At 67.5% G+C, this 24,606-nt stretch carries 24 protein-coding genes and 3 pseudogenes; 12 read left to right on the top strand and 15 right to left on the bottom strand.

Annotation, left to right across the window (positions count from 1 at the left end; all coding sequences use genetic code 11):
• Nucleotides 1-621: 621 nt before the first annotated feature.
• Nucleotides 622-1,257 (top strand): annotated as a pseudogene (locus tag ACIQFZ_RS39905) (aldehyde dehydrogenase family protein); the annotation flags it as partial.
• Between the two features lie 426 nt (nucleotides 1,258-1,683).
• On the opposite strand, the gene ACIQFZ_RS39910 reads toward ACIQFZ_RS39905, so the two are convergent.
• The 4 genes from ACIQFZ_RS39910 to ACIQFZ_RS39925 form a co-directional block, all read right to left on the bottom strand.
• Nucleotides 1,684-2,547: an SDR family oxidoreductase gene (locus ACIQFZ_RS39910; protein ID WP_402693600.1), complete on the bottom strand. Its 864-nt coding sequence runs from the start codon at nucleotides 2,545-2,547 to the stop codon at nucleotides 1,684-1,686.
• 687 nt (nucleotides 2,548-3,234) lie between these two features.
• A complete protein-coding gene (locus ACIQFZ_RS39915; RefSeq protein WP_383063659.1) occupies nucleotides 3,235-3,657 on the bottom strand; it encodes an FUSC family protein in 423 nt (140 codons plus the stop codon).
• 301 nt (nucleotides 3,658-3,958) lie between these two features.
• On the bottom strand, nucleotides 3,959-4,816 hold the full coding sequence (locus tag ACIQFZ_RS39920; RefSeq protein WP_402693580.1) for an alpha/beta fold hydrolase: 858 nt from the start codon (nucleotides 4,814-4,816) through the stop codon (nucleotides 3,959-3,961).
• A 102-nt stretch (nucleotides 4,817-4,918) separates the two neighbouring features.
• The gene (locus tag ACIQFZ_RS39925) at nucleotides 4,919-5,041 is read right to left on the bottom strand and encodes a hypothetical protein (RefSeq protein ID WP_365778306.1); all 123 of its coding nucleotides are present in this window, start codon (nucleotides 5,039-5,041) and stop codon (nucleotides 4,919-4,921) included.
• Between the two features lie 324 nt (nucleotides 5,042-5,365).
• Between ACIQFZ_RS39925 and ACIQFZ_RS39930 the strand changes: the two genes are divergently transcribed.
• The 3 genes from ACIQFZ_RS39930 to ACIQFZ_RS39940 are packed head-to-tail and all read left to right on the top strand — an operon-like array spanning nucleotide 5,366 to nucleotide 6,673.
• Complete coding sequence (locus ACIQFZ_RS39930; protein WP_402693581.1) at nucleotides 5,366-5,812, top strand: SRPBCC domain-containing protein; 447 nt, start codon at nucleotides 5,366-5,368, stop codon at nucleotides 5,810-5,812.
• Nucleotides 5,809-6,177 (top strand): ArsR/SmtB family transcription factor, encoded by a 369-nt coding sequence (locus tag ACIQFZ_RS39935; RefSeq protein ID WP_402693582.1) that lies wholly within the window; start codon nucleotides 5,809-5,811, stop codon nucleotides 6,175-6,177. Before ACIQFZ_RS39930 ends, ACIQFZ_RS39935 begins: the two co-directional genes overlap by 4 nt.
• 13 nt (nucleotides 6,178-6,190) lie before the next feature.
• Entirely contained in the window at nucleotides 6,191-6,673 is a 483-nt protein-coding gene (locus tag ACIQFZ_RS39940; RefSeq protein ID WP_402693583.1) for a hypothetical protein, read from the top strand.
• Between the two features lie 362 nt (nucleotides 6,674-7,035).
• Here ACIQFZ_RS39940 and ACIQFZ_RS39945 read toward each other — a convergent pair whose 3' ends face one another.
• The gene (locus tag ACIQFZ_RS39945) at nucleotides 7,036-7,941 is read right to left on the bottom strand and encodes a hypothetical protein (RefSeq protein ID WP_402693584.1); all 906 of its coding nucleotides are present in this window, start codon (nucleotides 7,939-7,941) and stop codon (nucleotides 7,036-7,038) included.
• Nucleotides 7,942-8,794: 853 nt separating this feature from the next.
• On the bottom strand, nucleotides 8,795-9,637 hold the full coding sequence (locus tag ACIQFZ_RS39950; RefSeq protein WP_402693585.1) for an IS5 family transposase: 843 nt from the start codon (nucleotides 9,635-9,637) through the stop codon (nucleotides 8,795-8,797).
• Nucleotides 9,638-9,782: 145 nt separating this feature from the next.
• Between ACIQFZ_RS39950 and ACIQFZ_RS39955 the strand changes: the two genes are divergently transcribed.
• The 3 genes from ACIQFZ_RS39955 to ACIQFZ_RS39965 all read left to right on the top strand — a co-directional run bounded on the left by ACIQFZ_RS39955 (nucleotide 9,783) and on the right by ACIQFZ_RS39965 (nucleotide 11,956).
• Nucleotides 9,783-10,247 (top strand): helix-turn-helix domain-containing protein, encoded by a 465-nt coding sequence (locus ACIQFZ_RS39955; protein WP_402693586.1) that lies wholly within the window; start codon nucleotides 9,783-9,785, stop codon nucleotides 10,245-10,247.
• A gap of 73 nt (nucleotides 10,248-10,320) precedes the next feature.
• The gene (locus ACIQFZ_RS39960) at nucleotides 10,321-10,902 is read left to right on the top strand and encodes a hypothetical protein (protein WP_402693587.1); all 582 of its coding nucleotides are present in this window, start codon (nucleotides 10,321-10,323) and stop codon (nucleotides 10,900-10,902) included.
• 283 nt (nucleotides 10,903-11,185) lie between these two features.
• Nucleotides 11,186-11,956 carry a trypsin-like serine peptidase gene (locus tag ACIQFZ_RS39965; RefSeq protein ID WP_402693588.1) on the top strand — a complete coding sequence of 257 codons (771 nt, stop codon included), beginning with the start codon at nucleotides 11,186-11,188 and terminating at the stop codon, nucleotides 11,954-11,956.
• A gap of 113 nt (nucleotides 11,957-12,069) precedes the next feature.
• On the opposite strand, the gene ACIQFZ_RS39970 is transcribed toward ACIQFZ_RS39965, so the two are convergent.
• The 6 genes from ACIQFZ_RS39970 to ACIQFZ_RS39995 form a co-directional block, all read right to left on the bottom strand.
• Entirely contained in the window at nucleotides 12,070-12,336 is a 267-nt protein-coding gene (locus ACIQFZ_RS39970; RefSeq protein WP_402693589.1) for a hypothetical protein, read from the bottom strand.
• Nucleotides 12,337-12,995: 659 nt separating this feature from the next.
• Nucleotides 12,996-13,184, bottom strand: a complete 189-nt coding sequence (locus ACIQFZ_RS39975) for a hypothetical protein (RefSeq protein WP_402693590.1) — start codon at nucleotides 13,182-13,184, stop codon at nucleotides 12,996-12,998.
• Nucleotides 13,185-13,231: 47 nt separating this feature from the next.
• The gene (locus ACIQFZ_RS39980; RefSeq protein ID WP_384323133.1) at nucleotides 13,232-13,540 is read right to left on the bottom strand and encodes a hypothetical protein; all 309 of its coding nucleotides are present in this window, start codon (nucleotides 13,538-13,540) and stop codon (nucleotides 13,232-13,234) included.
• A gap of 74 nt (nucleotides 13,541-13,614) precedes the next feature.
• A complete protein-coding gene (locus tag ACIQFZ_RS39985) occupies nucleotides 13,615-14,268 on the bottom strand; it encodes a hypothetical protein (protein WP_402693591.1) in 654 nt (217 codons plus the stop codon).
• Nucleotides 14,186-15,742, bottom strand: a complete 1,557-nt coding sequence (locus ACIQFZ_RS39990) for a S1 RNA-binding domain-containing protein (protein WP_402693592.1) — start codon at nucleotides 15,740-15,742, stop codon at nucleotides 14,186-14,188. Before ACIQFZ_RS39990 ends, ACIQFZ_RS39985 begins: the two co-directional genes overlap by 83 nt.
• Nucleotides 15,693-16,295: a recombinase family protein gene (locus ACIQFZ_RS39995; protein ID WP_402693593.1), complete on the bottom strand. Its 603-nt coding sequence runs from the start codon at nucleotides 16,293-16,295 to the stop codon at nucleotides 15,693-15,695. The genes ACIQFZ_RS39990 and ACIQFZ_RS39995 overlap by 50 nt, the downstream gene beginning before the upstream one ends.
• 165 nt (nucleotides 16,296-16,460) lie before the next feature.
• On the opposite strand from ACIQFZ_RS39995, the pseudogene ACIQFZ_RS40000 reads away from it, so the two are divergent.
• A pseudogene (locus ACIQFZ_RS40000) lies at nucleotides 16,461-17,054 on the top strand (phosphohydrolase).
• Between the two features lie 60 nt (nucleotides 17,055-17,114).
• On the opposite strand, the gene ACIQFZ_RS40005 reads toward ACIQFZ_RS40000, so the two are convergent.
• Both ACIQFZ_RS40005 and ACIQFZ_RS40010 read right to left on the bottom strand, forming a co-directional pair.
• On the bottom strand, nucleotides 17,115-17,474 hold the full coding sequence (locus ACIQFZ_RS40005; RefSeq protein ID WP_402693594.1) for a hypothetical protein: 360 nt from the start codon (nucleotides 17,472-17,474) through the stop codon (nucleotides 17,115-17,117).
• A 72-nt stretch (nucleotides 17,475-17,546) separates the two neighbouring features.
• Nucleotides 17,547-18,083 carry a hypothetical protein gene (locus ACIQFZ_RS40010; protein WP_402693595.1) on the bottom strand — a complete coding sequence of 179 codons (537 nt, stop codon included), beginning with the start codon at nucleotides 18,081-18,083 and terminating at the stop codon, nucleotides 17,547-17,549.
• 264 nt (nucleotides 18,084-18,347) lie between these two features.
• Here ACIQFZ_RS40010 and ACIQFZ_RS40015 point away from each other — a divergent pair.
• The 4 genes and pseudogenes from ACIQFZ_RS40015 to ACIQFZ_RS40030 all read left to right on the top strand — a co-directional run.
• Nucleotides 18,348-18,459, top strand: a pseudogene (locus ACIQFZ_RS40015) (IS982 family transposase); the annotation flags it as partial.
• 453 nt (nucleotides 18,460-18,912) lie between these two features.
• Nucleotides 18,913-19,635 (top strand): ABC transporter ATP-binding protein, encoded by a 723-nt coding sequence (locus ACIQFZ_RS40020; RefSeq protein WP_402693596.1) that lies wholly within the window; start codon nucleotides 18,913-18,915, stop codon nucleotides 19,633-19,635.
• Between the two features lie 2 nt (nucleotides 19,636-19,637).
• The gene (locus tag ACIQFZ_RS40025; RefSeq protein ID WP_402693597.1) at nucleotides 19,638-22,493 is read left to right on the top strand and encodes an FtsX-like permease family protein; all 2,856 of its coding nucleotides are present in this window, start codon (nucleotides 19,638-19,640) and stop codon (nucleotides 22,491-22,493) included.
• A complete protein-coding gene (locus tag ACIQFZ_RS40030; protein WP_402693598.1) occupies nucleotides 22,378-23,409 on the top strand; it encodes an IS630 family transposase in 1,032 nt (343 codons plus the stop codon). Before ACIQFZ_RS40025 ends, ACIQFZ_RS40030 begins: the two co-directional genes overlap by 116 nt.
• Nucleotides 23,410-23,579: 170 nt before the next feature.
• On the opposite strand, the gene ACIQFZ_RS40035 is transcribed toward ACIQFZ_RS40030, so the two are convergent.
• On the bottom strand, nucleotides 23,580-24,143 hold the full coding sequence (locus ACIQFZ_RS40035) for a group II intron maturase-specific domain-containing protein (protein WP_402693599.1): 564 nt from the start codon (nucleotides 24,141-24,143) through the stop codon (nucleotides 23,580-23,582).
• Nucleotides 24,144-24,606: the final 463 nt, after the last annotated feature.

Consider the following 24,606-nt stretch of genomic DNA (forward strand, 5'->3'; position numbering starts at 1 on the left):
ATGATCGGGGCAGCCGTCCTCGTGCCCGCACCCGCCCCCATCACGTAGCTGACCAGCCGCAATGAACGCAGGCAGGGCTATCTACAGCTGCCGTAACTGATCGGCGGCAAGGCCTCCATCGATGTGGTCACGGGGTGGGATCCCTACGGCCAGCCCGCCTCCGCAGAGAAGAAGGCCCGCACTCAGTTCCCGCCGCCGGCCGCGACAAAGCGCAGGGATGGGTAGACCGGTCCGGGCGGCTGCACCGGCAGGCTGCCGCGAGCTGAAGAGCGGCCCCTTGTCACTCCACCCGCCGAAGAAGGCCTGGGCGCCCTGCCACGCGGTGGGCGCCCAGGCCGGCCTTTCGAGCAGGGGCAGACCTGCCACGGGGGGAGCTGGTCTGCCCCTGCACGTTGGCGCCCGCGAGCCTCCCCCCGGAGTGCAGGCGCCTGACCCCGCCCGGGGTCACTACGTACAGCGCGACATGAAACCGGAGTGTCACGGGTGACGGTGGATGGTTGCGAGGTCAACACCCTTGCAAAGAGCGCCTCCATCAACGTCACAGCTATGACACAAAGCGTGCACGCCCCAAGCGACGCGACCTGCTGACGATGGCGGCCAGGTCGCCTTCCCGAAGGATGCGCCGATGTTGCGGTCAAGGCGCGGTGCCTGAACAACGGGCAGTCGTGCATCAACGGCAAGCGGTTCTTCGTGCACCAGGACATCAGTGACGCGTTCATCGAGATGTTCGTGGCGAAGATGGGCGCGCTGGTGGTGGGCGACCCGATGGACGAGGGCACCGACCTCGGCCCGCTGGCCACCGAGTCCGGCCGACGGGAGGTGGAGTCCTACGCCGACGACGCCGTCAGCAAGGGCGCGACGGTGCTGCTGGGCGGCGAACGCCCGGACGGGCCCGGCTGGTTCTATCCGCCCACCGTGCTGACCGGCATCACGCCGGAGATGCGGATGTACCACGAGGAAGTCTTCGGCCCCGTGGCGCAGGTGTGGACGGTCCCCTCCCTGGAGGAGGCCCTGCGGGAGGCCAACGGCCACCCCTACGGCCTCGGGTCGAACCTGTGGAGCGAGGACGAGGCCGAACGCGAACTGTTCGTCCGCGATGTGCAGTCGGGCATGGCCTTCATCAACGGCAACACGACCAGCTACCCCGAGATCCCCTTCGGTGGCGTCAAACGCAGCGGCTACGGGCGCGAGCTGTCCGACCTCGGCATGCGGGAGTTCATGAACGCCAAGACCGTCTGGATCGGCCAGGACGCCTGAATCCCCGGTACCGGGCGGCGGTCGACACCACTGCCATGCACGCCGACCGTCGCGGTGCGCGGCGCGCCGAGCGCATGGAGGCGCGACGATGAGCGAAGCGAACCGGACGCCGTCGTCCGGGCAGGGAAGGCCCGTAGTCGCGGTGCTCGGCACGGGCACCTGGGGGAGGCCCCCGACACCACCCAGGTCACGTCCTAGATGGCCCGTCGCTGCCCGGTCTGCGAGACCGTCTCCATCAGCCTGTACGCAGCGGCCTGCACGGGACCGCGTAGACGGCTGAGGGCCCCGCCCCCCTGATGGGATGCTGTTTGATTCAGCTCGCCTGATGTTGTCCACCATGAGTCATGCAGATCAAGGCTGCTGCCCTCCCCAGGTCAAATTGCGGGGCGACGCAGCACGTCAGTGGGCTCCCAATCGGGGAAGCGGTCAGCCGGCGACGGGAGTCTCAGGCTGCATCTCGTAGGAGTGCTGGATGGCCTGATGACGGGTCCCGAGGCCATCCGTGACCTTGCGCTCCCAGGGAACCTGCTGGAGACGCTTGGTCTCTTCGAGCATCGACGTGGGCTCCAGATTGCGGAAACTGTCGACCTCTCCGGCAGCGACGGACGTCAACGTCGCATAGACCGCCTCAGGATCGAACTGCGCTCGGGGGAAGGCGAGCTTGGAGTAGTCAAAAAGCCGCTCAGACGGGTCGTCCTCCCAGCTCTCCCAGGTCTGGAACATCCGGTCGTTGAAGCCAGTCAGGTACGGCCCCGGGTTGACCGTGGCGACTTCGATGTTGTGCTCTTGCAGCTCGTAGGCCATGGTTTCGGCGATCGCCTCGACCGCGTGCTTGGAGGCGGAGTAGATGCCGGTGAAGGGGTTGACGTTCAGGCCCTCTCGGGATGAGACCCAAACGATTCTTCCGGCGCCGCGCTTGACCATCTGCTTGGCGATCCCCTGAGTGAGGAGCAGCGGTCCGGTGACGTTGACCTCGAACTGGTGCCGGATGTTCGGTGCAGGAATGTCAACCGTTGAGCCGCCTTCGCCGACTCCTGCGTTGTTCACGAGGATCTCCACCCCCCAGTTGAGAGCTTTGCGACGATCACCGTCGTTGGTCACATCGAGCTTTTCGACCTGTAGGCTTACCCCTCGCTCGGCCGCCTGCCGCTTCAGTGTCTGGACCTGGGCATAGATCTCCACCGCGGCGATCACGGCGAAACCCTTTTCCGCTAGACGCATGGCGGCTTCATACCCGAAGCCGGTACCCGCTCCCGTGATGAGGACCTTCTTGAGTGCTGAATTCGCCATGTTGATGCGCTTCCCTTCGTGTTGCTGGTTCCAGCGGTCATCGCGGCCCTGGCCGGCGAGCTCGACGTAGAACAGACCGAGACAGCTGGCGCGCTGTCCGTCATATGTGAGCACGCCTTAACTCGAAGATTCTGAGACCGCGACCGATCCTCGTCACTGCGCGCTACGGCGGTCTTCCAATTCTCGATTGCCATCGAGATGGGCGTGGCAAAAATAGTGAATGCCGCTGATAGTTGGCCTAGCGGCGTCAGTCATGCCCTAATTCCGACCGCTTTCTGTGAAGTCCAGCATTTAGCCTGGATGCTCACGGCGTCTCCTTCCCCAGATCCCAGAGTCAATCGGGGAGCTTCATTCCGCACCTCTGTTGCGTCCAATCGTGTAGTCCCCGACGGCACCGCTGCGGGCAGCGCGCTCCAAAAGGCAGTCCACGGCCGAGCCTGACACCGTGTTTGCGATCCGCCGTGCCCTGCGGCTGTGGGAGTCGTTGAGTCTGGGATGAGCAGCGCCGGCGGGTATCCGTCGGATCTGTCCGATGAACAGTGGGCGCCCGGTGCTGCCTCCGCCCCCGCAGACCGGGCCGAAGGGCGGGCGACGCGAGGAGCATCCGCGCCGGAGTTGCGGGCCGGGAGTCCTTCCCGAGCTATTGATTCCGCGCTCGACCGGCGCACCTCGTGAAAGCGCGAGGGATCAGTCGGCCCGGCTTGTGGCTGATCGATCCGGTTGAGAGATGCGGCCCCTGCCTGTCCACTTGCCGATCTGACTCACGATGACCAGTGTGACAATTCCTGCGGTTACGCCGATGGAGGTGTCCGCCAAACGTAGCAGCGGTTGTTTCCAGGCCGCGTGCGCGTTCAGTCCTGCGACGACCATGACGACCGTGGTGGTGATGGCTGCGGTCACTTCGTCGCCCGGCCGTCCGACTAGCCCGGGCACCAGGACGCTCAAGGCCACGAGCAGAGCGAGGCCCCACGCGTGGAAGGGCAAGAACGCGAGGTAAACCAGACAGAGTACGAAGCTGATGAGCGTCGCCGACATGCGGGCGATCGCCGCGGTTAAACTCTTACTTTTGCATTCCCGGACCACGAAAATCGTAGAAATCGCAGCCCACATGCCGCCGAGTTGTCCATCCTCGTATGGCCGATGAGCGCTCGACCAAATTCCAGTGGCCGCCCAGTAGCTCAGCAGACTGGCCAGGCCGATCTCGATTGAATACGTTAGCAGCTTCCCGTTCCTCGCCCTTGGTGAACCCGCCCTCACCACCATTCCCCGACCACCGCTTCAGGATCCACTGAAGTAACCAGATTCGTCATTTTCTTTAGCCTGCCTCGTCGATAATCAGGACACCGCCAGACTCACCGAGCCGCTGAGCTACACACTCCTGCGGGGTGTCCCGGATCTCGTCGGCGTTCGCCTACTGGTGACCGGAGTCGCGGGCCGCGCTCACGATGAGATCCGTGACCGCCTGGGGATGGGAGACCAGGGACACGTGTGAGGAGTTGATCTCCACCGTCTTGCGCGCGCGTGCGCGCTTGGCCTGGTACCGCTCGAGGCTCGGGTCGATGGCCCGGTCCTGCCTGCCGACGAGCACGTAGACCGGCTTGTCCCGCCAGGCCGCTGCGGTGAGCTTGTCGGTGAACGCCGATTGCGCAATCGGGCGCTGCGTCGATTCCATGACGGACGCCTGCTGCTGGGAGAGGTCCTGGGCGAAGGCCGCGTGGAGCTTGGCAGGCTGGATATACACGTCGGTGCCCGTGGTGCCGTCGCCGTTGCGGAACGGCACCTGCTTGAACGCCTGAGTGATCGGAGCGGCCGGGAACTTGCTGGAGAGGCTGGCGAACGACTCCCCCTTGTCCGGCATGATCGCGTTGACGTACACCAGCGCCTTGACGTTGTCGAGCCCAGCGGCCGCCTGCGAGATCACTTCGCCGCCGTAGGAGTGTCCGACGAGGACGATCGGCCCCTTGATGGTCTTCAGGAGACTGTTCAGGTACGTCGAGTCCTGGGGTATGCCGCGCAGCGTGTTGGGCGGGGCAATGACCTGATAGCCGTCCTGCTGCAGGCGCTGCACCACTGCGTTCCAACTGGACCCGTCGGCGAATGCTCCGTGCACGAGCACGATGGTGGGCTTCTCCCTGCCGGGGTCACCGCTCGTCCCACCGGCCTGCGCCGTTACGGCTGCCAGGACGGCGGTGGTTCCTGAAACTGCCAGAAATGCCGCCCCCCAACGGACGATGTTCAAGTTGCCGCGCGACTTGCAGGATATTCGCATGCCACTCCTCCGGTGCGAGGGCGTCAGGCGACACCCGGGATTCCAGAGTCGAGGACACCTGTCGGCTCGTCTCCGCACACGGGCCATCCGAGTGAACGCACCTCAGGGATCCTCACTGATCTTCGGGGACTTGCGGCACCACGGCGGCAGAATCGCGGACGAGAACCGCTTGCGCTCGCCCGTGGCCTCGTCGACGCGCTTGTCGTTCAGCCGCGGCGCCTTCACCGGGCCGACAGATCAAGGGACGGCATGTTCGGCTCCGGCACCGCCTCCGCCCGGGAAGCCCCCTCGTAATGCTTAGTGGTTGGCTCCGGAAGTCTTTCGGGGGTTGACGCGGCGGTTGGTTTCGTGGCCGAGGTGCGCAGGCGCGCCGACCGCTGGTGGGATGCGGTCATTACGGTCTTTGAGCAGCCCCACGGCCCTCACCCAGCCCCCATCCATCATCACCAACCAACGATGAGCGCCTAGGTGCAACCCTTGGGTTGCACCTGAAGATTCGATGTGCAACTCTGAAGTTGCACTCAATGGCAATGGCAGAGGAGTCCCCTCATGAGCGAGGACCGGATCGAACGCGAAACCCTGATCGCGGCACCCCTGGAGCGGGTCTGGTCGCTGGTGGCCCAACCTGGGTTCTGGGTGGCCGACAAGGCGAGCCTGCCCGGCACCGTGGCCCGGGAAGGCGAGTCGATGATGGCGAAGAACGCCGAGCACGGTGACTTTCCGGTGCGCGTGGAGAAGGTTGAGCCGCCCACGTACCTGGCGTACCGCTGGACCAGCGCGTTCCCTGGAGAAGAGCTGCGCGAGGACAACAGCACCCTCGTGGAGTTCACGTTGGCCCCGGAAGGCGACCAGACGCGGCTGCGCGTCGTCGAGAGCGGGTTCGCGGCGCTGGCCGGGTCCGAGGAGCTGCGCAGTCAGAATCTGAAGGACCACAGCAAAGGCTGGCCCCTGGAGCTCGACGCGCTCAAGACGCGCGCCGAACAGCCCTCCACGTGACGGAAGAACCTCCCGGCGCCGCCGAGGTCGTCGACAGCGTCCTCGGTGCGCTTGCCGACCCGACGCGACGTCAACTGCTTGACCTGCTCGCCGCACAGGGCGAGGCCACCGCGACGGCGCTGGCCGAACACCTTCCCGTCTCGCGGCAGGCGGTGGTCAAGCACCTCGCCGTTCTGGACGCCGCCGGGCTGGTTTCCGGCAGCCGGATCGGGCGCGAGGTGCGGTACGCGGTGCGGCCCGCCGCGCTGGACACGACGGCACGGTGGATGGCCTCGCTCGCGGCCGACTGGGACCGGCGGTTGGCGAACATCAAACGCGTCGCTGAGGCAGCGGAGCGGGATTGGAGTTCGACACGCCCCGACTGAAGGGAAGCACGCTATGGACACGACCGTACTTCGCAGCGCCTACGAAAGGTTGCTCGACGCGGCGGCCATCCCAGACCTCGGCGACGCGGACGATGGAGGATGGAACGCCGACCAGATATTGGCCCATCTCCTCAGCGTCGACGCCTCGATCGCAGCGGTTGCTCTGGGCGTCGTCGCCGGCTCGCGGCCCACCTTCGACAACCGGATCTCCCTCGACACCTGGAATCTTGACCGGATCATCACCGAGCACTCAGGCCGGGCGGACCTGATTGATCATGTCCGGAGCCAGGCCACGGTCCTGTGCGACATCGCCGATCAGCTCAACGAGGTAGCCGCCTCGGTTCCGGTGCCGTCGCTCCTCCTGTCCAATGACGCACTCGTGCTGGACCAGCCGATTCCGCTGGCAAGCCTCATCGATGGCCTCGCCGAAGACCACGTGCCCGTGCATACGCAACAGCTCCTCGATCTTCGCGTCGCCGTCCCTGGGCACGCCTGAAAGGCGGCGCCTGAGTCGAACATCGGGCGCCCGGTCCCCCGTCTCCCCTCGAGGACCGACTGCGTGGACCGGGCCGCTCCGCCGCCGCACGGCGCCCTGCAGGCACATGTCGACGCATATCTCTCGCAGAAATAGAACTCGCGCAGATAGGCGTGCTGGGCCACCCCGGGAGTAGAACAGGCACAGGACCTAGCGATCATGGAGTTGCGACGCTCTGTGATCACTGGGAGACCTGTGCCTGCACTGCCATCATGGCTGACTGAACCTGACATGTCGATCAAGGGAGATGGCGGGATGCATTGCACTGGCCGGGAGCTGCAGTGAGCTGTGAGCGGGGTGGAAGGTGCTGGTGTGTCCGGGCGTCACAGCGTCGTATGACCTGATTCTGTAGCGGCTGTCTCGACCTTCGGCGGCCAGTGCTGGAGCACCGCCTTCACACCGTGCGCGGCCCCGGCGATCTGGGCACCCAGGGAGGGGTTGCTGTTGCGCTGCCGGAACGCGGTATCCAGCTCCAGGACCGCGGCGGCCAGCACCCCCAGCTGTCGCAGCTGGGTGAGGAGTTGGGCACGGGCGTACTCGCCGCGACCGGCGGCGATCACCAGGGCGCGCCACTGCAGGGCCTCCAGCTTCAGCGCCAGATCCGACTTGTCGACGAAGTCGCCGTCGTCGATCGCGCGGCAGCGACGGATCGCCTTGCATCCCTCCAGCACCTGAACCGCCAGCTCTCCCTCCGGGCTGTCCAGGTCCCGCCGGATCACGTAGCTGTGGTGCAGGCGGCGCAGCACCTCCGCCTTGGAGGTCATGGCGCGCACCACCGCCTTCCCCCGGCTGGGCACGGCGTCGTTCCACATCGGCGCGTTCTCGAAAGGATTGCCGCGCCCGTACCGGACCCGGTGCAGAGAGTTCCACCGCTCGTAGGGCAGGTCCGGGTCGAACATCACCGGGTCCTCGTCCAGGCGCCGCGCGTAGTCCGGCAGATACAGCTCCACCAGCTCGTCGAGCGCCGTCCCGGACTCGGAGACCGCGCTCTTCGCCAGCGGTACGGCGTCCTGCACCTCGGGCTCGTTGCGGTGCGCCGGGGAATCCTCGACGGCTTCCGCGTCCAGGCGTGCCAGCACATCGTTCGTCAGCACCCGGGCCGCCGCCGACAACTCCCGCGCCCGTACGGCATCCGGATGCCCGGCCGCCGCCTCCAGCAGTCCCGCGGCCATCCGTCGCAACCCCCGGGTCAGCTCCTCGACCCGCGCGTCGACATCCTGCTCACTCATGTGTTCCCCCCTCGTACGGCTGCGGGAAGTGTGCCAGAGGAAGACACGGCATCCCATGCTGGCCGAGATCTGTGCGGTTGCGATTTCGGCATAGGAGCGCGAGGCAGGTACGGAATTCCCCGTCAACCGAGGTCCGTTCCGAAGCAGACACATGTGTGGAATCCTGTCCGCTGCACAACTGTCAAGATCATTCCGACCATCCGGTCTCCGACGCCATGCATCTCGCGATTCCTCCAACACCGCGGGACCCAGCTGTCTCAAACATGGACAACAACAGCTTTAAACCCTGTCCATAACTTCATCTCGTACCGCCAACCCACCCCGACCGGCAGGGTCGGGACGAGCTCGGCGAGGGCGACTTCCCCGTCGACGTCGACGGGGAAGTCCACATCATCAGACTCCGGCCGCCGCGCCGCCCGTGCATGCGGACGGGCGCTACCTGGGCAGGGGCATCAACGCCTTCACGACCAGCGTGAGCGGCGTGTCCTGGGCGGCCAGTGCGGCGCCGTAGGCGATCGCGACGTGCTCGACGGCCTTCATCGCGGCGCACAGGACGCGGGCCTGGTGCTCGGTGAGCTCGTCGCCGGCGTCGACCGCGAGCGCGGTGAGGACGATCGCCGCGAGGGCGACGAGCGCGAGCAGCGCACGGTTCTGGGGCCGGACGGGGCGTCGGCCTCACCTCTTCCGCCGAGAACCAGGCCGCCTTAGCACTCGCGCAGACAGGTGTGGGTCATGGTCGTCGGGTGGGGCGGTCGTCCCAGCGGTGGGTGGTCCAAGCGCGGTGGAGGGTGCTACGCACGGTGATGATGGCATCCGCAAGGTCGAATAAGAGGTCGCGTAGGTAGGCGTGTGCTCATGGGCGGCGGTTCGGGCGTTCGTCCCAGCGGTGGGTCGTCCATGCCTGACGGATCAGGCTACGTACGGTGATGATGGTGTCGGCGAGATCGAAGAAGGCGTCGATGACGGTGGCCCGGCGCTCGAAGCAGTGGGCGAGGCGATGGAATGCGTTCTGCCAGGCATGGGTGCGCTCCACGTGCCACCTCTGGCTTGCCTGGATCGGTGCCTTCTCGCCCTTGTGTGCGATGCGGCCGTGCAGGCCGCGTTCGTCGAGCAGAGTGCGGGTCTTGTCGGAGTCGTAGCCGGCGTCCAGGTGGACGGTGATGTCGTCGGGCAGCGGTCCCAGGTCGTCCAGGCGGTCCAGGGTCGGGGCGAGCAGCGGGGAGTCGTGACGGTTAGCTCCGGCCAGCACGCGGCCCAACGGAATGCCGTAACCGTCCGTCATTCCCGAGCGTTTCAGGCCCTGTTTGCCGCGGTCGACTGGTGAGCGCCCGGCGGCCTCGCCGCCGCCGGGGGCTTTGGTGATGGAGCCGTCGACGGCGATCTGGTCGAGGACGAGGCCGACGATGCGGTCATAGGACTCCAGTGCGATCTGTTTGAGCCGGGCGAAGATGCCGAGCCGGATCCACTCGTCGCGGCGGTTGCGGATCGTCGTGGCCGAGCAGGTCGTGTCGGCGATCGCCTGGTAGGAGCAGCCGAAGCGCAGGAGCTGCAGCAGCTTGTCGAAGACGATCCGGTCGCCGATCCGCGGGCGGTGGCAGCCCAGCGGATGGTCCGGGTGGTACTCCGGCCGCTCGGGCAGCAGAGCGGCGAATTGGCCCCAGAGCGGTTCGGTCAGCCATGATGGCAGTACAGGCACAGGTCTCCCCGGTGATCACAGAGCGTCGCAACTCCATGATCGCCAAGACCTGTGCCTGCTTTGCTATCGGGACCCACCATCGTGCCTATCTGCGCGGCCTCATAGGTAGTTCTGCCAGGCCACGACCAGCGGTCGAGAGGTGCCCGTGCCCGTTGCCACCGCATGCCCGATAGCCCTGGCGGCCAGCGAGCGGTACCGGCTGACGAAGATGGCCTGGGGCCACAAGACCGAGTTCCGGCTGCGCCTGCGCGCACAAATCGTCCTGCACGCGGCACGTGGGCTGGCCAACGCTCGAATCGCGGAGCGGGTCGGTGTGCACGTAGACACCGTGCGCAGGTGGCGGGGCCGCTTCGCTGAGAAGAGGCTGCCCGGCCTAGCGGACCGCAAGCGCACCGGCCGCCCGCCCTCCTTCACCGCACTGCGGAACCCTCAGGTCGCGGCGCTGGCCTGCCAGTTGCCCGCCGAGACCGGCGTGCCGCTGTCCCGCTGGTCATGCCCGGAGCCGGCCCGCGAGGCGGTCGAGCGCGGCGTCGCGCCTTTCCTGTCGGCCTCCACCGTGCGCCGCTGGCTGACGCGGGACGCCCTCAAGCCCTGGCCAGTGCGGTGGTGAAGGCGACGGAGCGGTCCAGCACCGCTCCTGGATCTTCATCACCGACCCTGGCTTCCGCGCCAAGGCCGAGCGCGTGCTGGACCTGTACGCCCGCACCTGGAACGGCACACGGCTCGGCGCGGACGAGTACGTCATCAGCGCCGACGAGAAGACCTCCATCCAGGCCCGCTGCCGCTGCCACCCCACCCTCGCCCCCGGCCAGGCCCGGGCGATGCGGGTCAACCACGCCTACGGACGCGGCGGCGCCCTGGCCTACCTCGCCGCCTACGACGTCCACCGCGTCCGCGTGTTCGGCCGCACCGAAGCGCGCACCGGCATCGACCCGTTCATGAACCTGGTCACCCAGGTGATGAGCAAGGAGCCGTACGCCAGCGCCAAGCGCGTGTTCTGGATCGTCGACAACGGCTCCTCCCACCGTGGCAACCAGGTGGAGATCTACTTCTCCGTCGTGCAGCGCAAGGTCGTCTCGCCCAACGACTTCCCCGGCCTGGCCCAGGTCGGGGACCGGCTCCGAGCTTTCGAAGACCGCTACAACGCCACGGCACAGCCGTTCCAGTGGAGGTTCACCACCTCCGACCTGGACGATCTGCTGGCCAGGCTCGACCGGCACACCACCGATCACCACGAGGAATCCTCCGCCGCTCTGGCAGCCTGATCAACCCCCGAAGGACTTCCGGAGCCGACCACTTAGGGTCGACCCGCTGGCTGGAGATGAAGCATGGCGACGGCACGCGCACCACGCTGACGGACGCTCTGGCCACCTTCAGCCTCGGTCAGGTGTTCAACTTCATCTACCGGGCGGCGAAGGATTCAGCGGCTTACTACCAGCGCGGCGACGTCAACAAGATGCAGGCCGCCAACAGCACGATCGGCCGGATCAGCGCGTCCGCGGACCGGGCTCGCGCCAATGGCTGGGACGTCAAGTCATTCGGCATGCCGTGGAACCTGCCGCTGCCCGCGATCGCCGAGCCCCCAAGATATCCGTCTCGCAGGAGGTCCCGTACACCACGGCACCGCAGTACTCCTTGGTGGGCCGCCTGTTCTTCAAGCATCCCGACGGCTCCGACCACTCTTGCTCGGCCGCGGTCATCGTCTCCAAGAACCGGAACACCCTGTGGACCGCCGGGCACTGCGTCCAACAGCGCGATGGCTCCGGCGCAGCCGGCTGGAACACCATGACGTCGTTCATCCCCGGCTACCGCGACGGCAGCGGCCCCTACGGGTCCTGGACCATCAAGTCGAAGGTCGTCAACGACAAGTGGATGGACACTGGCTGGACGTACGACGCCGACTACGCCGCCGTGGTCCTCAATGACCACCCCACCTGGGGCAAGCTCCAGGACCGCGTGGGCGCGTTCGGTTATACCTTCACCGCGGGCCTCACCGACCACGCTGAGGTCTTTGCCGCGGGCTACCCCGGCGAGGGCTACAAGCGCCCGGAATTCAACGCCGAGCGGATGATGTTCTGCTACGGCGAAACCGTGGACGCAGGGCCCTGGAACCCGCTGGACGACCGCATGTCGATGGACTGCGACATGGGCCACGGTTCCTCCGGCGGTCCGTGGATCGAGAACAAGAACACCGGGGACCCGCGCATCATCGGCACCATCAGCCACCACGAGGACTCCGCGGCGGGCCGCAAACAGTTTTCCTCCGAGCACGACTCGAAGGCCGCCAACACGATAAGCACCGCCAACAGCATCAGCTGAACCGACTGAGCCGGCTGGATCGTCAGAACCGGACGATCAGGAAGGGCTGGAGGGGCCCGCGTCGACGCGGGCCCCTCCGTCATGCCCGTCCTCGGTCCACGGCGCGGACCGGATCACCCCGGCTGAGCGTGCTTCCCGAGTTCCTTGCCCCACTCGTCGAGGATCTCCTGCGTGGTCATCGAGTCGACGTCCGCGGGCAGTTCCTTGCCGGACTTGGCCAGGTCCGCCTTCCACATCTCGATGTAGTCCGCGCGGCTCCTCACCGGTTCCGTGTGCACGGAGACGGACGTGTCCTCGGCGAAGACGGCGTACGCGGCGGCGCCGGCTCCCGCACATACGGCGGCCAGCAGGACGCCTGCTAACAGGGTCTTCTTCGTCACACGGGCAGGCTATCGTCCCGACCTGAGCTGGACGGTCCTGCTCACGCTTCCCGCACACAACCCCTCCCCGCTGGCCTCGTCGACGCGCACAACAGCGAGAGCTGCATGGCCACGTAAACCGCCCACCGTGGTCGTGCTCGTGCAGCGTCCAATAACCGATTTGTCGTTGGGGGGTTACTTGTCCTCGGCGCCGCCGTCTCAGAACAACAGCCCGAACATGCCTGACTCGGGCTCGGGATCAGGGCCAGCCCCCGTCCCACCGCAGCGGTCAGGCGCACGCCGAGCCCGAAACTGGTTCAGCGGCCTAAGCGAAGGTAGCGAGATCACTCTTATCGTGGGCGTCATAACGACTGTCGGCGGTGGCGTCTTCGGCGTGATCAACGCCGTCATCCTTGCTGTCCTCGGCAACGGCAGTGCAGATGACAAGCCGGAGGCAAAGCCATCAGCCCACGCCCCCAAGACACCCGGGACGAGAGTGCCGACGGGCAGTACTGCTTCACCCACCAGTAGCACGCCCAGCGAAACCGCGGCGGCGACGACAGCGTCGTACAAGCTCGTCTATAAGGCCCTGCGCTCCCGAATCTGCCGCGAAGTGACAAGTAGCTCTCCGTGCCCGATCTGACGATCTGTTGTCATGGCTGCCCGCGTTCTCCCCCGGGTTAGGAGTAGAAGCCCCGGCCGTAGTCCTCGCGTGACACCGTGAAGTCGTCCGGGCGATCCTGGCGGAGCTCTTCGTAGCGTTCGGCGAAGACGTCCAGCGCCTCGTGGAGGGTGCAGGCGCGTGTCTCACGGATCGCCTTGATGGCGAAGATGATCCGGTGGTTCACGATGTCGCGATCGACGCTCACGGGCAGCTGTTCCATAAGCCCGACAGAGTATCGACCCGAGCTCGGGGTCAGCGGCCTGCGATCTCCCGACGGGCAGCATCCCAGACTTCCTCGAACTCTTGCGAGGTCAGCTGGTCAGGTTCGTAGTTCTCCCACTGCGACACAGGGAGTTCTGCGGTGACTCCGTACTTCTTCTCGTACTCGGCCAGGTCACCTGCCTGCTGGGCTCGCTGCCACTCTTCCAGGGAGGCAGCTACGATCGGGGCCAGCTCAGAACCGTGGAGCTCGACCTGCCGGGTCACCCAGCCTTCGGCATCGACCTCGAAGTAGAACCAGGTGGCTTCCTCGTCCCAGTAGCAGCGCATCCACGTCGTCACCGGTCCATGATGACTGCCGCGAGCCAGGCGGCGATATCGCCCGGAGCTGGCATGGGGGCGTCGCCGTCTGCTCCTCAGCCATCGCCGGACTCCGGGGCCGTGCCCGGCTCGCGGAGGACGTCGGCGTAGTAGCGGCGGCGTTGCGCGAGGAGCGTGGTGACTTCGTCGTCGGTCACCTCGGCGAGTTCCTGAAGGTGTCCCAGTAGGTTGTCCTGTTGTTCGTGGCCGGAGCCGACGACATAGGCGATCGTGCCGGTCGTTCCTCCCCCGGCGAACAAGAGCCGGTGGGGCAGACCGCACCAGGTGTCGAAGCTGGTGGTGATCGCCTGCCACAGGCGCCAGATGTCATCGGGTCGGCGGTGCTCGGCGAGCAGGAGCGCGGCGGCCTCGATGGTGTGGCTGAAGCCCCAGCAGTGGCGGTGGAACCGCATCTCCTGGTCCAGCAGGAAGCGGGCGAAGTCGTGGTCGACCGGCCCCGGGGTGAGGATGAGCGCGTCCAGGACGTCCCTGCGGTCCTTCCACCACCGGTCCAGGGGCAGGCCAGCCTCGTCGTGGGCCGCTTCGAACTGCAGGAGGTCCCAGCGCTCAGGGTCCTCTGTCCACCAGGCGGGTTCGAGGGTGTTGGCCGTGTGGGCACCCGTTTCGTCAGGAATGGCGATCTCCCTGATGGCGGGGTGTGCGGGCCTGCGTCTGAGACAAGGCGATGCGACGCCGGGCGAGATCGACATCGATGATCTTCACGGTAAGGGCGTCGCCAACCTCGACGACACCTCTGGTCGATTCATCCAACTCGCTAGCGTGCACGAGTCCTTCGAAGCCGTCCTCTCGGTCTTCGATGCGTACGAAGACGCCGAACGGCACGATCTTGGTGACCAGTCCGGTGACCACCTGCCCGATCCGCTGCGCTACCTGCGGCCACGGGTCTTCCTGCACTGCTCGGAGCGACAGCGGCACCCGTTCCCGGACCATGTCGACGTCGAGGACCTCGGCTGTGATCTGCTGGCCGACGCTGACGACGTCGGACGGGTGGTCGATCGGCCGCCAGGACAGCTCCGGAATGTTGATCATCGCGGTGAAGCCGCCGATGTCCACGAAGGTGACGCCGAAGCTGGCGATGGTCGTCACCGTGCCGGTGACGACCTGGCCGCGCCGCAGGGTCTTCAGGAACGCCCAGTCCCGGTCGCTGGGCGTTGGCTCGGTCTGCCAGCGTGCGCGGAGAACCCCATCACTGTCCGGCAGCACAGCAGTGAACAGTGGGTGCCGCTCATCGGTAGCCAGGGATACAACGCCAGCAGTACACGCGCCGGTGATCTGGGAGGTCACTGCCTCGAATTGGGTCTCGTCCACGACCACGCTGGTGATCCGCCCGTCCTCGTCCTCCCAGAGGACTTCCACCAAGCCCACCTCGGGCAGAGAGCTCATGGCCGCGTCGACATCGGTGAGCAGGTCCGGCCAGACCGCCAGCTGTGCGTGAGGGGTGAGCTGGGCGCGCACCGCCTCGATGTTGTCGCGGGTGAGGCGGTGCCAGCGGGAGGCGTTCGCGGCGTAGGTCTCTTCCAGGTACGTGGCGCGGTGGGCGCTGACCGCCCAATGCAGGCGGGCCCAGAAGTCGGCGTCGGCCGGGCGCTGCACGTACGCGGGGTCGTCGGGGGCGAAGTCGTACGGCGACGCGTCCAGGCGCTCGGGGAACAGGCCGAGCGAGCGGGTGCGGGTCAGCGCCGCGTCGCAGGGGTGGCTGCTGCCGATGTAGAGGTACTGGTCCCAGCCGACGTGCACCGTGAACGCTCCCTCCGTCTCAAGGCGGCACCAGGCGCCGTTGTCTCGGAGCATGGCCCGGACGAGTTCCAGGCCGGCGGCGATCGGCACGAGCGCACCGTCGTGGAACCCGGCGGGGCCGGCGGGGAAGAGGTCGGCCAGGCCATAGCCGTCGACCGGTGGCTCCAGGCCGAAGTGGGCGAAGCCTCCGATCTGCGGCTCGCGGATGGTCAGCTGTTCGACGTCGGTGTCCTCTGCGAAGGCGGCGATGGCCTGCAGGTAGGCGGCTTCGACCGGTCCGTGGTCGCTGTTTGCGGGCTCGGCGCCAATGTAGTGGCCGTGCTGATCGCGGTCGGCGGGGTCGTACTTGGTGACCTGGTAGACGTAGGGCAGCACGTCACTGCCCGCAGGGGGTCGACGGCGCGGGCGCGTTCTGGTGGCGTTCAAGGACGCGGTAGACGGTGGCGCGGCTAACGGAGAAGAGCTCGGCGAGGTCGGCGATTGTGTGCTCGCCGGACTCGTGCTGCTGGACCAGGTGGCTCTGCTGGCGGGCGGTGAGTTTTGGCTGCTTCCCCTTGAGTTTGCCCTTGGCCCGCGCTACCGCCATGCCTTCGCGGGTGCGCATGCGCAGCAGGTCGACCTCGAACTCGGCGAAGGCAGCCAGGATGTTGAAGAACATCTTGCCCATTGGGTCGGCGGGGTCGTAGAGGGTGCCGCTGAGCGAGAGCTTGACGCCGCGGGCGGTGAGCGAGTCACCGATGTCGCGGGCGTCGGGTACCGAGCGTGCGGGGCGGTCGAGCTTCGGGACGACGAGGGTGTCGCCGGCGCGCACGGCCGCGAGGGCCTGGGCCAGGCCGGGCCGGTCGCGGTTGGTTCCGGTCAGTCCGTGGTCAAGGTAGATCCGGTCCTCAGGGACGTCCAGGCCAAGGAGGATCTCGCACTGGGCGGTGAGGTCCTGCTTGTCCAGGCTGCATCTCGCGTAGCCGATGCGTTCACTCATGCCCGGAGCGTACGGTAAGCCCTCGCTCAGCGCACAGATCACCGGACGCCCTAAATGAGACGCCGTCAGTGCAGGTCGATCCTCCCGACCTGCCAAGATCACGATTGTTCGCTGGGTGCTCTTACGGACGCAAGAGGGGGCCGCTGTCAGTACCCTGACGCGGTGATGACCAACACCCACTTGTCGAGAGCCATGAGCGGCACCGTCAGCCCGCCCATGCTCCCTCTGCCGGATCGTGTCGCAGAGCTTCTGTCGGAGTTGGGAAGTCCGCCGCGGCTGGCGGCCCACCTGCGCGCTGTCCATGACGTCGCGCACCAGCTGGTCGACTGGGTGGAACAGTGCTACCCCGCCGTGGTCTTCGACCGCGAGGCGGTGCTCTTCGGGGCGGCCACGCACGACGTATGAAAGACGGTGCACCTCGCCGAGCTCTCCGGGCCCGGATCGGCGCACGAGGAGGTCGGGCAGGCTCTTCTGCTCGGCCACGGCATCAGCCCGGAGCTGGCGCGCTAGGCCGCGACTCACGCGTCATGGGTGGACGCGCGGGTCGGCCTGGACGACCTGCTGGTCAGCCTCGCCGACAAGATCTGGAAGAACAAGCGTGTTCCCGACCTGGAAGATATCGTCGTGGATCGGCTGGCCAAAGCGACTGGCCGGGCGGCATGGGAAGAGTTCATCGCGCTCGACGGGGTTCTCGCCGACATCGGCGACGCGGCCGACGAGCGTCTGGCGTTCCAGGCTTCCTTCCCGATCTACGACTGAGGGCCTGGGGCTGCTGGGTCGTTTCAACTGGCAGGCCGTCGCGGCCCGGACGGCCCCGGGTCAGACGTCGAGGCGGTGAAGGATCTGCGTGAACTCGTCGGACTCGATCAGCCCGGTGAGGACCTGGGTCATGTTGCTGATGCCGGGATCGCGGACGATGAGACCGTCCGGGCACCAGAAGTAGCGGCCTCCCAGGGCTTCCCCGCTGTCGGCCCATCTCGCCATGATGACCTCGACTTGTCCGAGGGTGATGATGGTCGCGCTCCAGCGGGATCCGTCCTTCAGGTCCACGAAGACGTCGACATTGTCCACAGACTCCAGATCCTCGCCGGAGTTCGGCAGGAAAGCGGCTTCGAAGTGCTCAGTGCGAACCCGGTACCAGGGCCCGTCCCAGCGGCCCGGCTGTGTGCTGTGGCTCATCGGGCGAGTGTGCCGGGCTGAACCGTCCGGCTCAACTGGGTTCTCCGGGCACCTTTCACGCCAGGGTGCGCTTCACAGGTCAGGGTCGTACGGCGGGATGGTCCAGCGCAGTACCGCTTCGCCTGCGCGGGCTTCGAGGGTGGCGGGGTAGACCTGTCCGTGGGCCCGCTCTCCGTGGTGGCGCATGGAGTGGTCCCCGGGATCCCAGCCCAGACCGAGCGCTGGGCAGCCGCCGAGGTCGATGACACCCGCCAGCAGTGGGTGGCGCCAGCCAGCTCGGTTGAATCGGTGGAAGTCGGTGTGGGCGTCGACGGAGACCATCAGCCCGTTGCCGGGGCCTTCCTGGGTCCAGATCCGGAGCCGTTCGGCGACCGCTTCGGCCTCGGCCAGGGGGAGGTCGAGCCAGCCGCGCGGCCCGTGTCCGCTGGGGTGCTGCGAGATGCGGTCACCGCCGAACTGCGCATGGACGGTGTCTTCGTACTTGCCCCAGTAGGTGACGTCCGCCAGGCCGTCGGTGGACTGTCCGTCCAGGCCAGTGAAGTCGTCCAGCGCCTGAGCGTCGCCGAGGACCATGCCACATCGGTCGACCGGCAGGTCGCCGAGTTGCACGGGTTCGCCGTCATTGGGGCCGGGCCAGGGCAGGCCGAGGCCGACCTCCAGGACGGCGATCGTCGGTTCCCCGCCGAAGGGTGAGGCCGATGTCTGGGCCCGAACCTGCAGGGGCCGGTCTGCGGCAGCTGCTACAGCCTCACTCCTGTTACCCCGTTACCCGCCTTCGATCAGATGGAAGATGTGGTCGTAGACCGGCAGATCACCTGGGCGCCAACTACATCAGTGAAACCCTGCGCCTGTGGGTCGACTCCCTGCCCGAACTCCATTGCGACAGACACCGACTTCTGTTTCGACAACCACTGGATCATCGACTCCACCCCGGTCGAGTGCGGACGCTCCCGGCCCACGGTGATGGCCGGACCTGGCTGGCTGGGACGCGACGGCGGCGGCTATGTGGTCAGCGTCCACCGCTGGTGAGGATGTGCGGGACATCTTGATCACCCGCGCCCGCCGGGCGGCCGGCAGCTTCGCCGAGCAGGCCGCGGTCCTCGTTGCGTGTTCGTAGCTGATGGTGATGCCCATGGCTTCCCTCGACGCCGCATTGGTAGATCCGGGCATGGCCACGAACCGACTGCCACAGAAGGCGCGTTCACCCAGCCGATGACAGCCGCGTCGAACTTTCGATCAGGCCCGGCCAACGTGGCGAGCAGGGCCGCGGCCTCGGGCCGATGTGAGGCCGTGCATCGGGTTTCCATGCGCTCTCAACCCTTGACGCAGCAGTGATTTGACGGATCAATGGTTACGGGAGCGCTCCCACAGTCTTCAGTGGGCGCTCTGACGGGGGGAGGCTGACAGCTGCTGTGGCGATGCGCGTGGTGGTGCGGCGGTGATCGGGGGGCCGAAGTGGGAGCAGCGTGACGGCGCGCCGGAGGTCGAGGTTCGTGGCCTGACCAAGGAGTTCGTCCGGGGCGGCGTCGACGGTGGGCGGCTGGTGGCGGTGGACGGGGTGGATCTGTCCCTCGTGCCGGGTGAGTTGGTGGCGCTGACAGGGCCGAGCGGGTCCGGGAAGTCGACGCTGCTGCACATGCTCGGTGGGCTCGAACGGCCGGACGGCGGCACGCTGACCGTCAGGGGTGTCGATCTGTCGGGGGCTTCGCCACGGGTGCTGGCCGCGCACCGGCGCCGGACGGGCTTCGTCTACCAGCGGTTTCACCTGCTGCCGGCGTTGACGTCGCTGGACAACGTGTGTGCACCGCTGCTGCCGTACCGCAACCTACCGTTCGACCGGGTGGCGCGGGCACGGCAACTGCTGGCAGCCGTAGGGCTGGAGGGGCGCGAGGGATCGCTGCCCTCGCGCCTTTCGGGCGGCCAGCAGCAGCGGGTGGCCATCGCCCGAGCGTTGGTGGGCGCCCCGGGGCTGTTGCTCGCCGACGAGCCGACGGGCAACCTGGACCAGGGCACCGGCAAGGAGATCGTCGAGCTGCTGATGAGGATGCGCGAGGAGCAGGGCATCACCGTGGTCATCAGCACGCACGACCCGGTCCTGGCCGCGCTGTGCGAGCGGCGCATCCGGCTGTTGGACGGCCGCATGATGCCCGAGGGGGACTGAGCGTGCTGCGAGTCGTACTGGCGCATCTGGCATTCCGCAAGGGCCGGACGGCCGCGCTGGTCTCGGCGGTGCTGGCGGCCACCCTGTGCTTCACGCTGCTCACCGGGTCGACGAGCACGAGCCGGCTGGCGGTGACGGGGACGGTGCGCTCCAACTACCGCCCGGTGTACGACATCCTCGTCCGTCCCGCCGGGCAGACCCAGGCGCTCGAACGCAGCCAGAACCTGGTGCAGACAGGAAGCACCGACAGCATCAACGGCGGCATCACGCTCCAGCAGTGGCACAGGATCGAGCAGATCCCGGACGTGGCGGTCGCGGCACCGGTGGCGGTCATCGGCTACACCATGCCCACCCTCCAGATCCCGCTGGACCTGTCCACCGCGCTCACCTCCGGGGACGGCAGCCCGCAGGTGCTGCGCATCGACCAGACATGGACCGGGGACCGGGGACTGTCCCGGATGACGGACGGCCCGATCTACGTGTACGCCACGGACCACAAGCTGCTCCCATGGTCGGCCTACACGGGAGCCGACGGTGCGGGACGCTACGCTCCACAACTGGTGGGTCCGGACGGCCGACGCACGCGCATCTGCCCTGCCTGGCAGGACTACCCCCGCGACGCGTCCCCGTTCATGCCCGACAACCGGCAGGATCTCGTGTGCTGGTCGACGGCCACCGCCAAAACGGCCGGCAGTCAGGTCCCGAGCGACTGGACGAGCCAGGACACGTACCCGTATGTCTCGATCGGGTGGCCGTACCCCTACCTGATCGTGGCCGTGGACCCGGACCAGGAGAACAAGCTGGTCGGCCTGGACCGCTCCGTGGTGTCCGGCCGGGGCCTGTCCGAAGCGGACAAACCCCATGCCTCCACCATCACTATGGACCAGTTCGAGGACGTCGTCCGGCCCGGCGAGCGGCAGGACGACAGGAAGCTCTCCCTCACCCAACTGCCGATACTGCTGGCCGACAGGCCGGACAACGACGAACAGCTCCATCTGACGGTCAGCCGACTGCCCGCCTCGGCCGCCCGTCAGGTCGAGGCCGGCACCATGCAGGACCAGCTGTTCGATACCTGGCGTGCCACTCGCGGCACGGTGCTCCAGGAACGCGACATGGACGTGGCCGATGTCCACGGAAAGCTGATCCGGCAGCTGACCAGCGGACCGTATGTGGACCGGATGCTGTCTCCGGTAGGGACCACGGCCTCCGAGGCCTGGGCCACCGGCCCCAACGGCGCCCTGGCCCCGATGCGGCAGCGGAACCGCGACTACTGGGATTCGGAGCCCAGCGGGATCACTGTGCACGGCGTTCCGCTGCTCGCCGGCGGTGACGAGTGGCGTGCCCTGACGCCACACGATGGCGGCTCGCTGGAGTTCGACGACCATGGTGGCCTGGTGACCAAGGCCGTCTCGGCGCAGGTCGTCGGTGAGTTCGACCCGAGTCGGCTGTCGGTCGCCCGGACGCTGGCGGCGGCGCCGATGGACGTGTACGCCCCAGCCGCCGCGACGGGGGCGGACGACGCCTCGCGCAAGGCGCTGGGCGGCCGGGCGATGCTGCCGACGGGCTACCCGTCCGGCCTCATCGGCCGGTCGGCCACGATGATCACCACGCTCGACGCGTTGCCCCTCTTCCACGCCGGCTACTCCGGCTTCACCCCCGAGGACGGTAAGGCGCCCATCAGCGCCGTCCGGGTCCGCGTCTCCGGCCAGGTGACGGCCGACCCGGTGTCGCGCGAGCGGGTACGGCTGGTCGCCGAGCGGATCCGCGCGGCCACGGGCCTCATGGTGGACATCACCGCGGGGTCCTCCGCCACTGGAGTGCGGATCGATCTGCCCGGCAACGACCACGGGCGTCCGGCGCTGGCGCTGGCACAGCCGTGGGTGAAGAAGGGCGTGGCGGTGGCCGTGCTCGCGGCAGTGGACCGCAAGTCGCTGCTGCTGCTCGGCCTGCTGCTCACGGTGTGCGCGCTGTTCGTGGCCAACGCGGCCGGCGCGTCGGCCGCCGCCCGCCGTCATGAGCTGGGCATCTGCGCCGCCCTGGGATGGCCGGCCCGGCATATCCGGGGGCTGCTGCTGGCTGAGACCCTGGCGATCGGGATGGGCGCCGGGGCCGTCGGGACGCTCGCCGCACTGCCCCTGGCCCGGCTGCTGGACATCCAACTGAACACCGTCGACACCCTGCTCGCGCTGCCCGCGGCGCTGGCGGTCACCCTGGTCGCCGGTCTGCCGCCCGCCTGGCGTGCGGGGCGGGCCGACCCCGCCCAGTCGCTCCGGCCCGCGGTGCTGGTACGCAGCCGGGCGCGCTCGCCGCGCGGTGTGACCTCGCTCGCAGTGGCGAACCTGTTCCGGGCGCCGGGGCGGCTGCTGCTCGGCGCGACGGCCCTGGCCGTCGGCATCGCGTCCCTGACGCTGCTGGAGGCGATCAGCGGCGCCTTCCACGGCGCGGTGGCGGGCAGCGTCCTGGGTGACGCGATCACCGTGCAGGTGCGCGGCAGCGACCGGCTCGCCGCTGCCGCTACCACCCTCCTGGGCGCGCTGAGCATCGCCGACCTGACCTATGTGGCGATCAAGGAACGGGCGGCGGAGCTGTCGCTGCTGCGGGCCTCCGGGTGGCCCGAGGGGTCGCTGATCCGACTGCTGGTCACCGAGGCCACGGGCGTGGGGCTGCTCGGCTCGGCAGTCGGCGCAGCGGCCGGACTCGCCCTGACGCGGTCCATCACTGGACAGCTGCCGGCGCAGGTGCTTGCCGCCGCCGCGGCGACGGCTGCCGGGGGCGCGGTGCTGGCGGCCCTGGCTGCGACGGCGTCGGCGCAGGCGCTCCGGCGGCTGCCCACCGTCCAACTCCTGGCCGGGGAGTGAGACTACGTCCGCGACGTCATCCACGCCCTCAACGAGCGGGGGCGATGCTCCGGACCCAAAATGGAGCGGGGGACGCGCCCGGACAACCAGTGACGAGGTGCGCGAGCGCATCTGCCTGATCGCCCGGACGTCCCCCGCCGACTGGAAGATCACTGGGTTCTCCACCTGGAGCCTGAGCAAGCTCGCAGACCACCTCATCAGACTGAAGGTAACCGCGGCCATCTGCCGGGAGACCCTGCGCCGGATCCTGCGCGCGGGCAAGGTCTCTTGGAAGACCACCACGACCTGGAAGGCGTCCACCGACCCGGAATTCATCGCCAAGATGCATTGCGTCCTGGCGCTGTACGACACCCCGCCCGCCGACGGACGGGTGATATGCGTCGATGAGTTCGGGCCGCTGAACCTGATGCCCCGCAAGGGCAAGGCGTGGGGCCCGGTGAGGCGTCCGCGCAGGCTGCGGGCCACCTACAACCGCTACGGCGGCGTACGGCAGATGCTCGCCGCCCTCGATCTGGCCACCGGCCTGTACTACCGCATTCGCCCGCGCAAGCGGTGGCGCGAGTTCCTCGACCTCCTCAAGGCCCTGCGCGCCCGCTGGCCCGGGCAGAAGTTGTATGTGGTGCTGGACAACTTCTCCCCGCACAAGCACGCCAAGGTCCGCACCTGGGCGGCCGACAACGACATCGAGCTCGTCTTCCTGCCGACCTACGGCTCCTGGCTGAACTGGATCGAGGCCGAGTGCGCGGCCCTGCGCTACTTCGCACTCAACGGCACCGACCACCGCAGCCACGACGAACAGAATGCCGCCATCGCCGCCTACGTCCGCTGGCGCAACACCCGCGCGGAACCGAAGACGAACTTCGCGCCCGACTCACCGATCCGATCATGGACCGATTACCCGGCCAAGGCTGCGTGACAAGCCACTAGCCAGCCGGGACTGTCACCCCAACTGATTACTCAACGTGCCCGCGTCGCTGAGTAGGCCCGGAGCGCGGTGCCGGGATTACTCCCGGTCCGTTTCTCCGGACCTCTCGCCGAACCCGCCGTGCGCCTCTCAACGCAACGGGCTCTCCACGGTCTCTGCCGTCAGACGGGGTTCGCAGGCTGCCAAGGCTTGGGGATCGTGCTGGCCCGGTATCGGTAACGGCTGACCGTGACCGATGCGATCCGGAACAGCTCGATCCCGTCCGCCGCGATCGGAAGCCACCGACCTGTGGGGGTGGTGAACCGACGGCGGACGTCGCCCCAACTCCAACGGTGTCGTTCCCGCAGCATGCGGATGAGACGCCACCACACGAAGGCGTCGAGCCTGTCGAAGACATGCTTGGCGACCGCGTGCTTGAAGTAGTTGGCCCAACCGCGCATGATCTGAGTGAGTCTTCTCAGCACGGTGGCGAGGTCCTGCTGTGATGTCCTGCCCGTGATGGCACGGATCTTCGCCTTCAGAGACCGGATGGGCCGGTCGGCGATGAAGGTGTAGACGTGCCACTTGTTCGTGCCTCCTTTGCGTTTCCACTGGATGCGGAAGCCCAGGAAGTCGAATCCATCGCTCATGTGCACGATCCGCGTCTTGGCCGCCGATAGCCGCAGGCCAAGTGGTTCGAGCACGCTGGCGACTTCTTCGCACAGTGCCGCGGTGTCGGCCTCCATGCTGCACCTGGCCGTCGAGCAGGGCCGAAAGCCCATTTCCATCGTGATCACGGCCGGACAGCGGAGCTGAGGGGCAGGACTGCGGCGTTTCGCTCTTGGGTGTCCGAGGCCGCCTGCGTTGCGGCATGATCAGGCACATGCGATGGCGGGGGATGCGTTGGTGGGTCGCGCTGTTCGGCCCGTTGTTTTTTGTGCTGATGTTCACTGTCGGTCCGCCGGTGCTCTATGCCGTGAAGCTGCCCGGTGCTACTTGGGTGACGACTGTCGTTGGTGGGGTTGACGGTGCGTTGCTGCTCTTTGCTACCCCGTTGGTGCAGGACAGGCTGGACGCATTAAGACACAGCAGGCCGAGTTGCAGGGGCACCGTGCAAGGCCCCGGGGAGAGTCGCGTTCGCCCGATTTGATCATGTGGTGGGCTCCGGACGCAGAGCGGGCACGGCGCTTGTAGATCATGGAGTTCTCT

It is taken from the genome of Streptomyces sp. NPDC093064, from assembly GCF_044754605.1.
Lineage (GTDB): Bacteria > Actinomycetota > Actinomycetes > Streptomycetales > Streptomycetaceae > Streptomyces.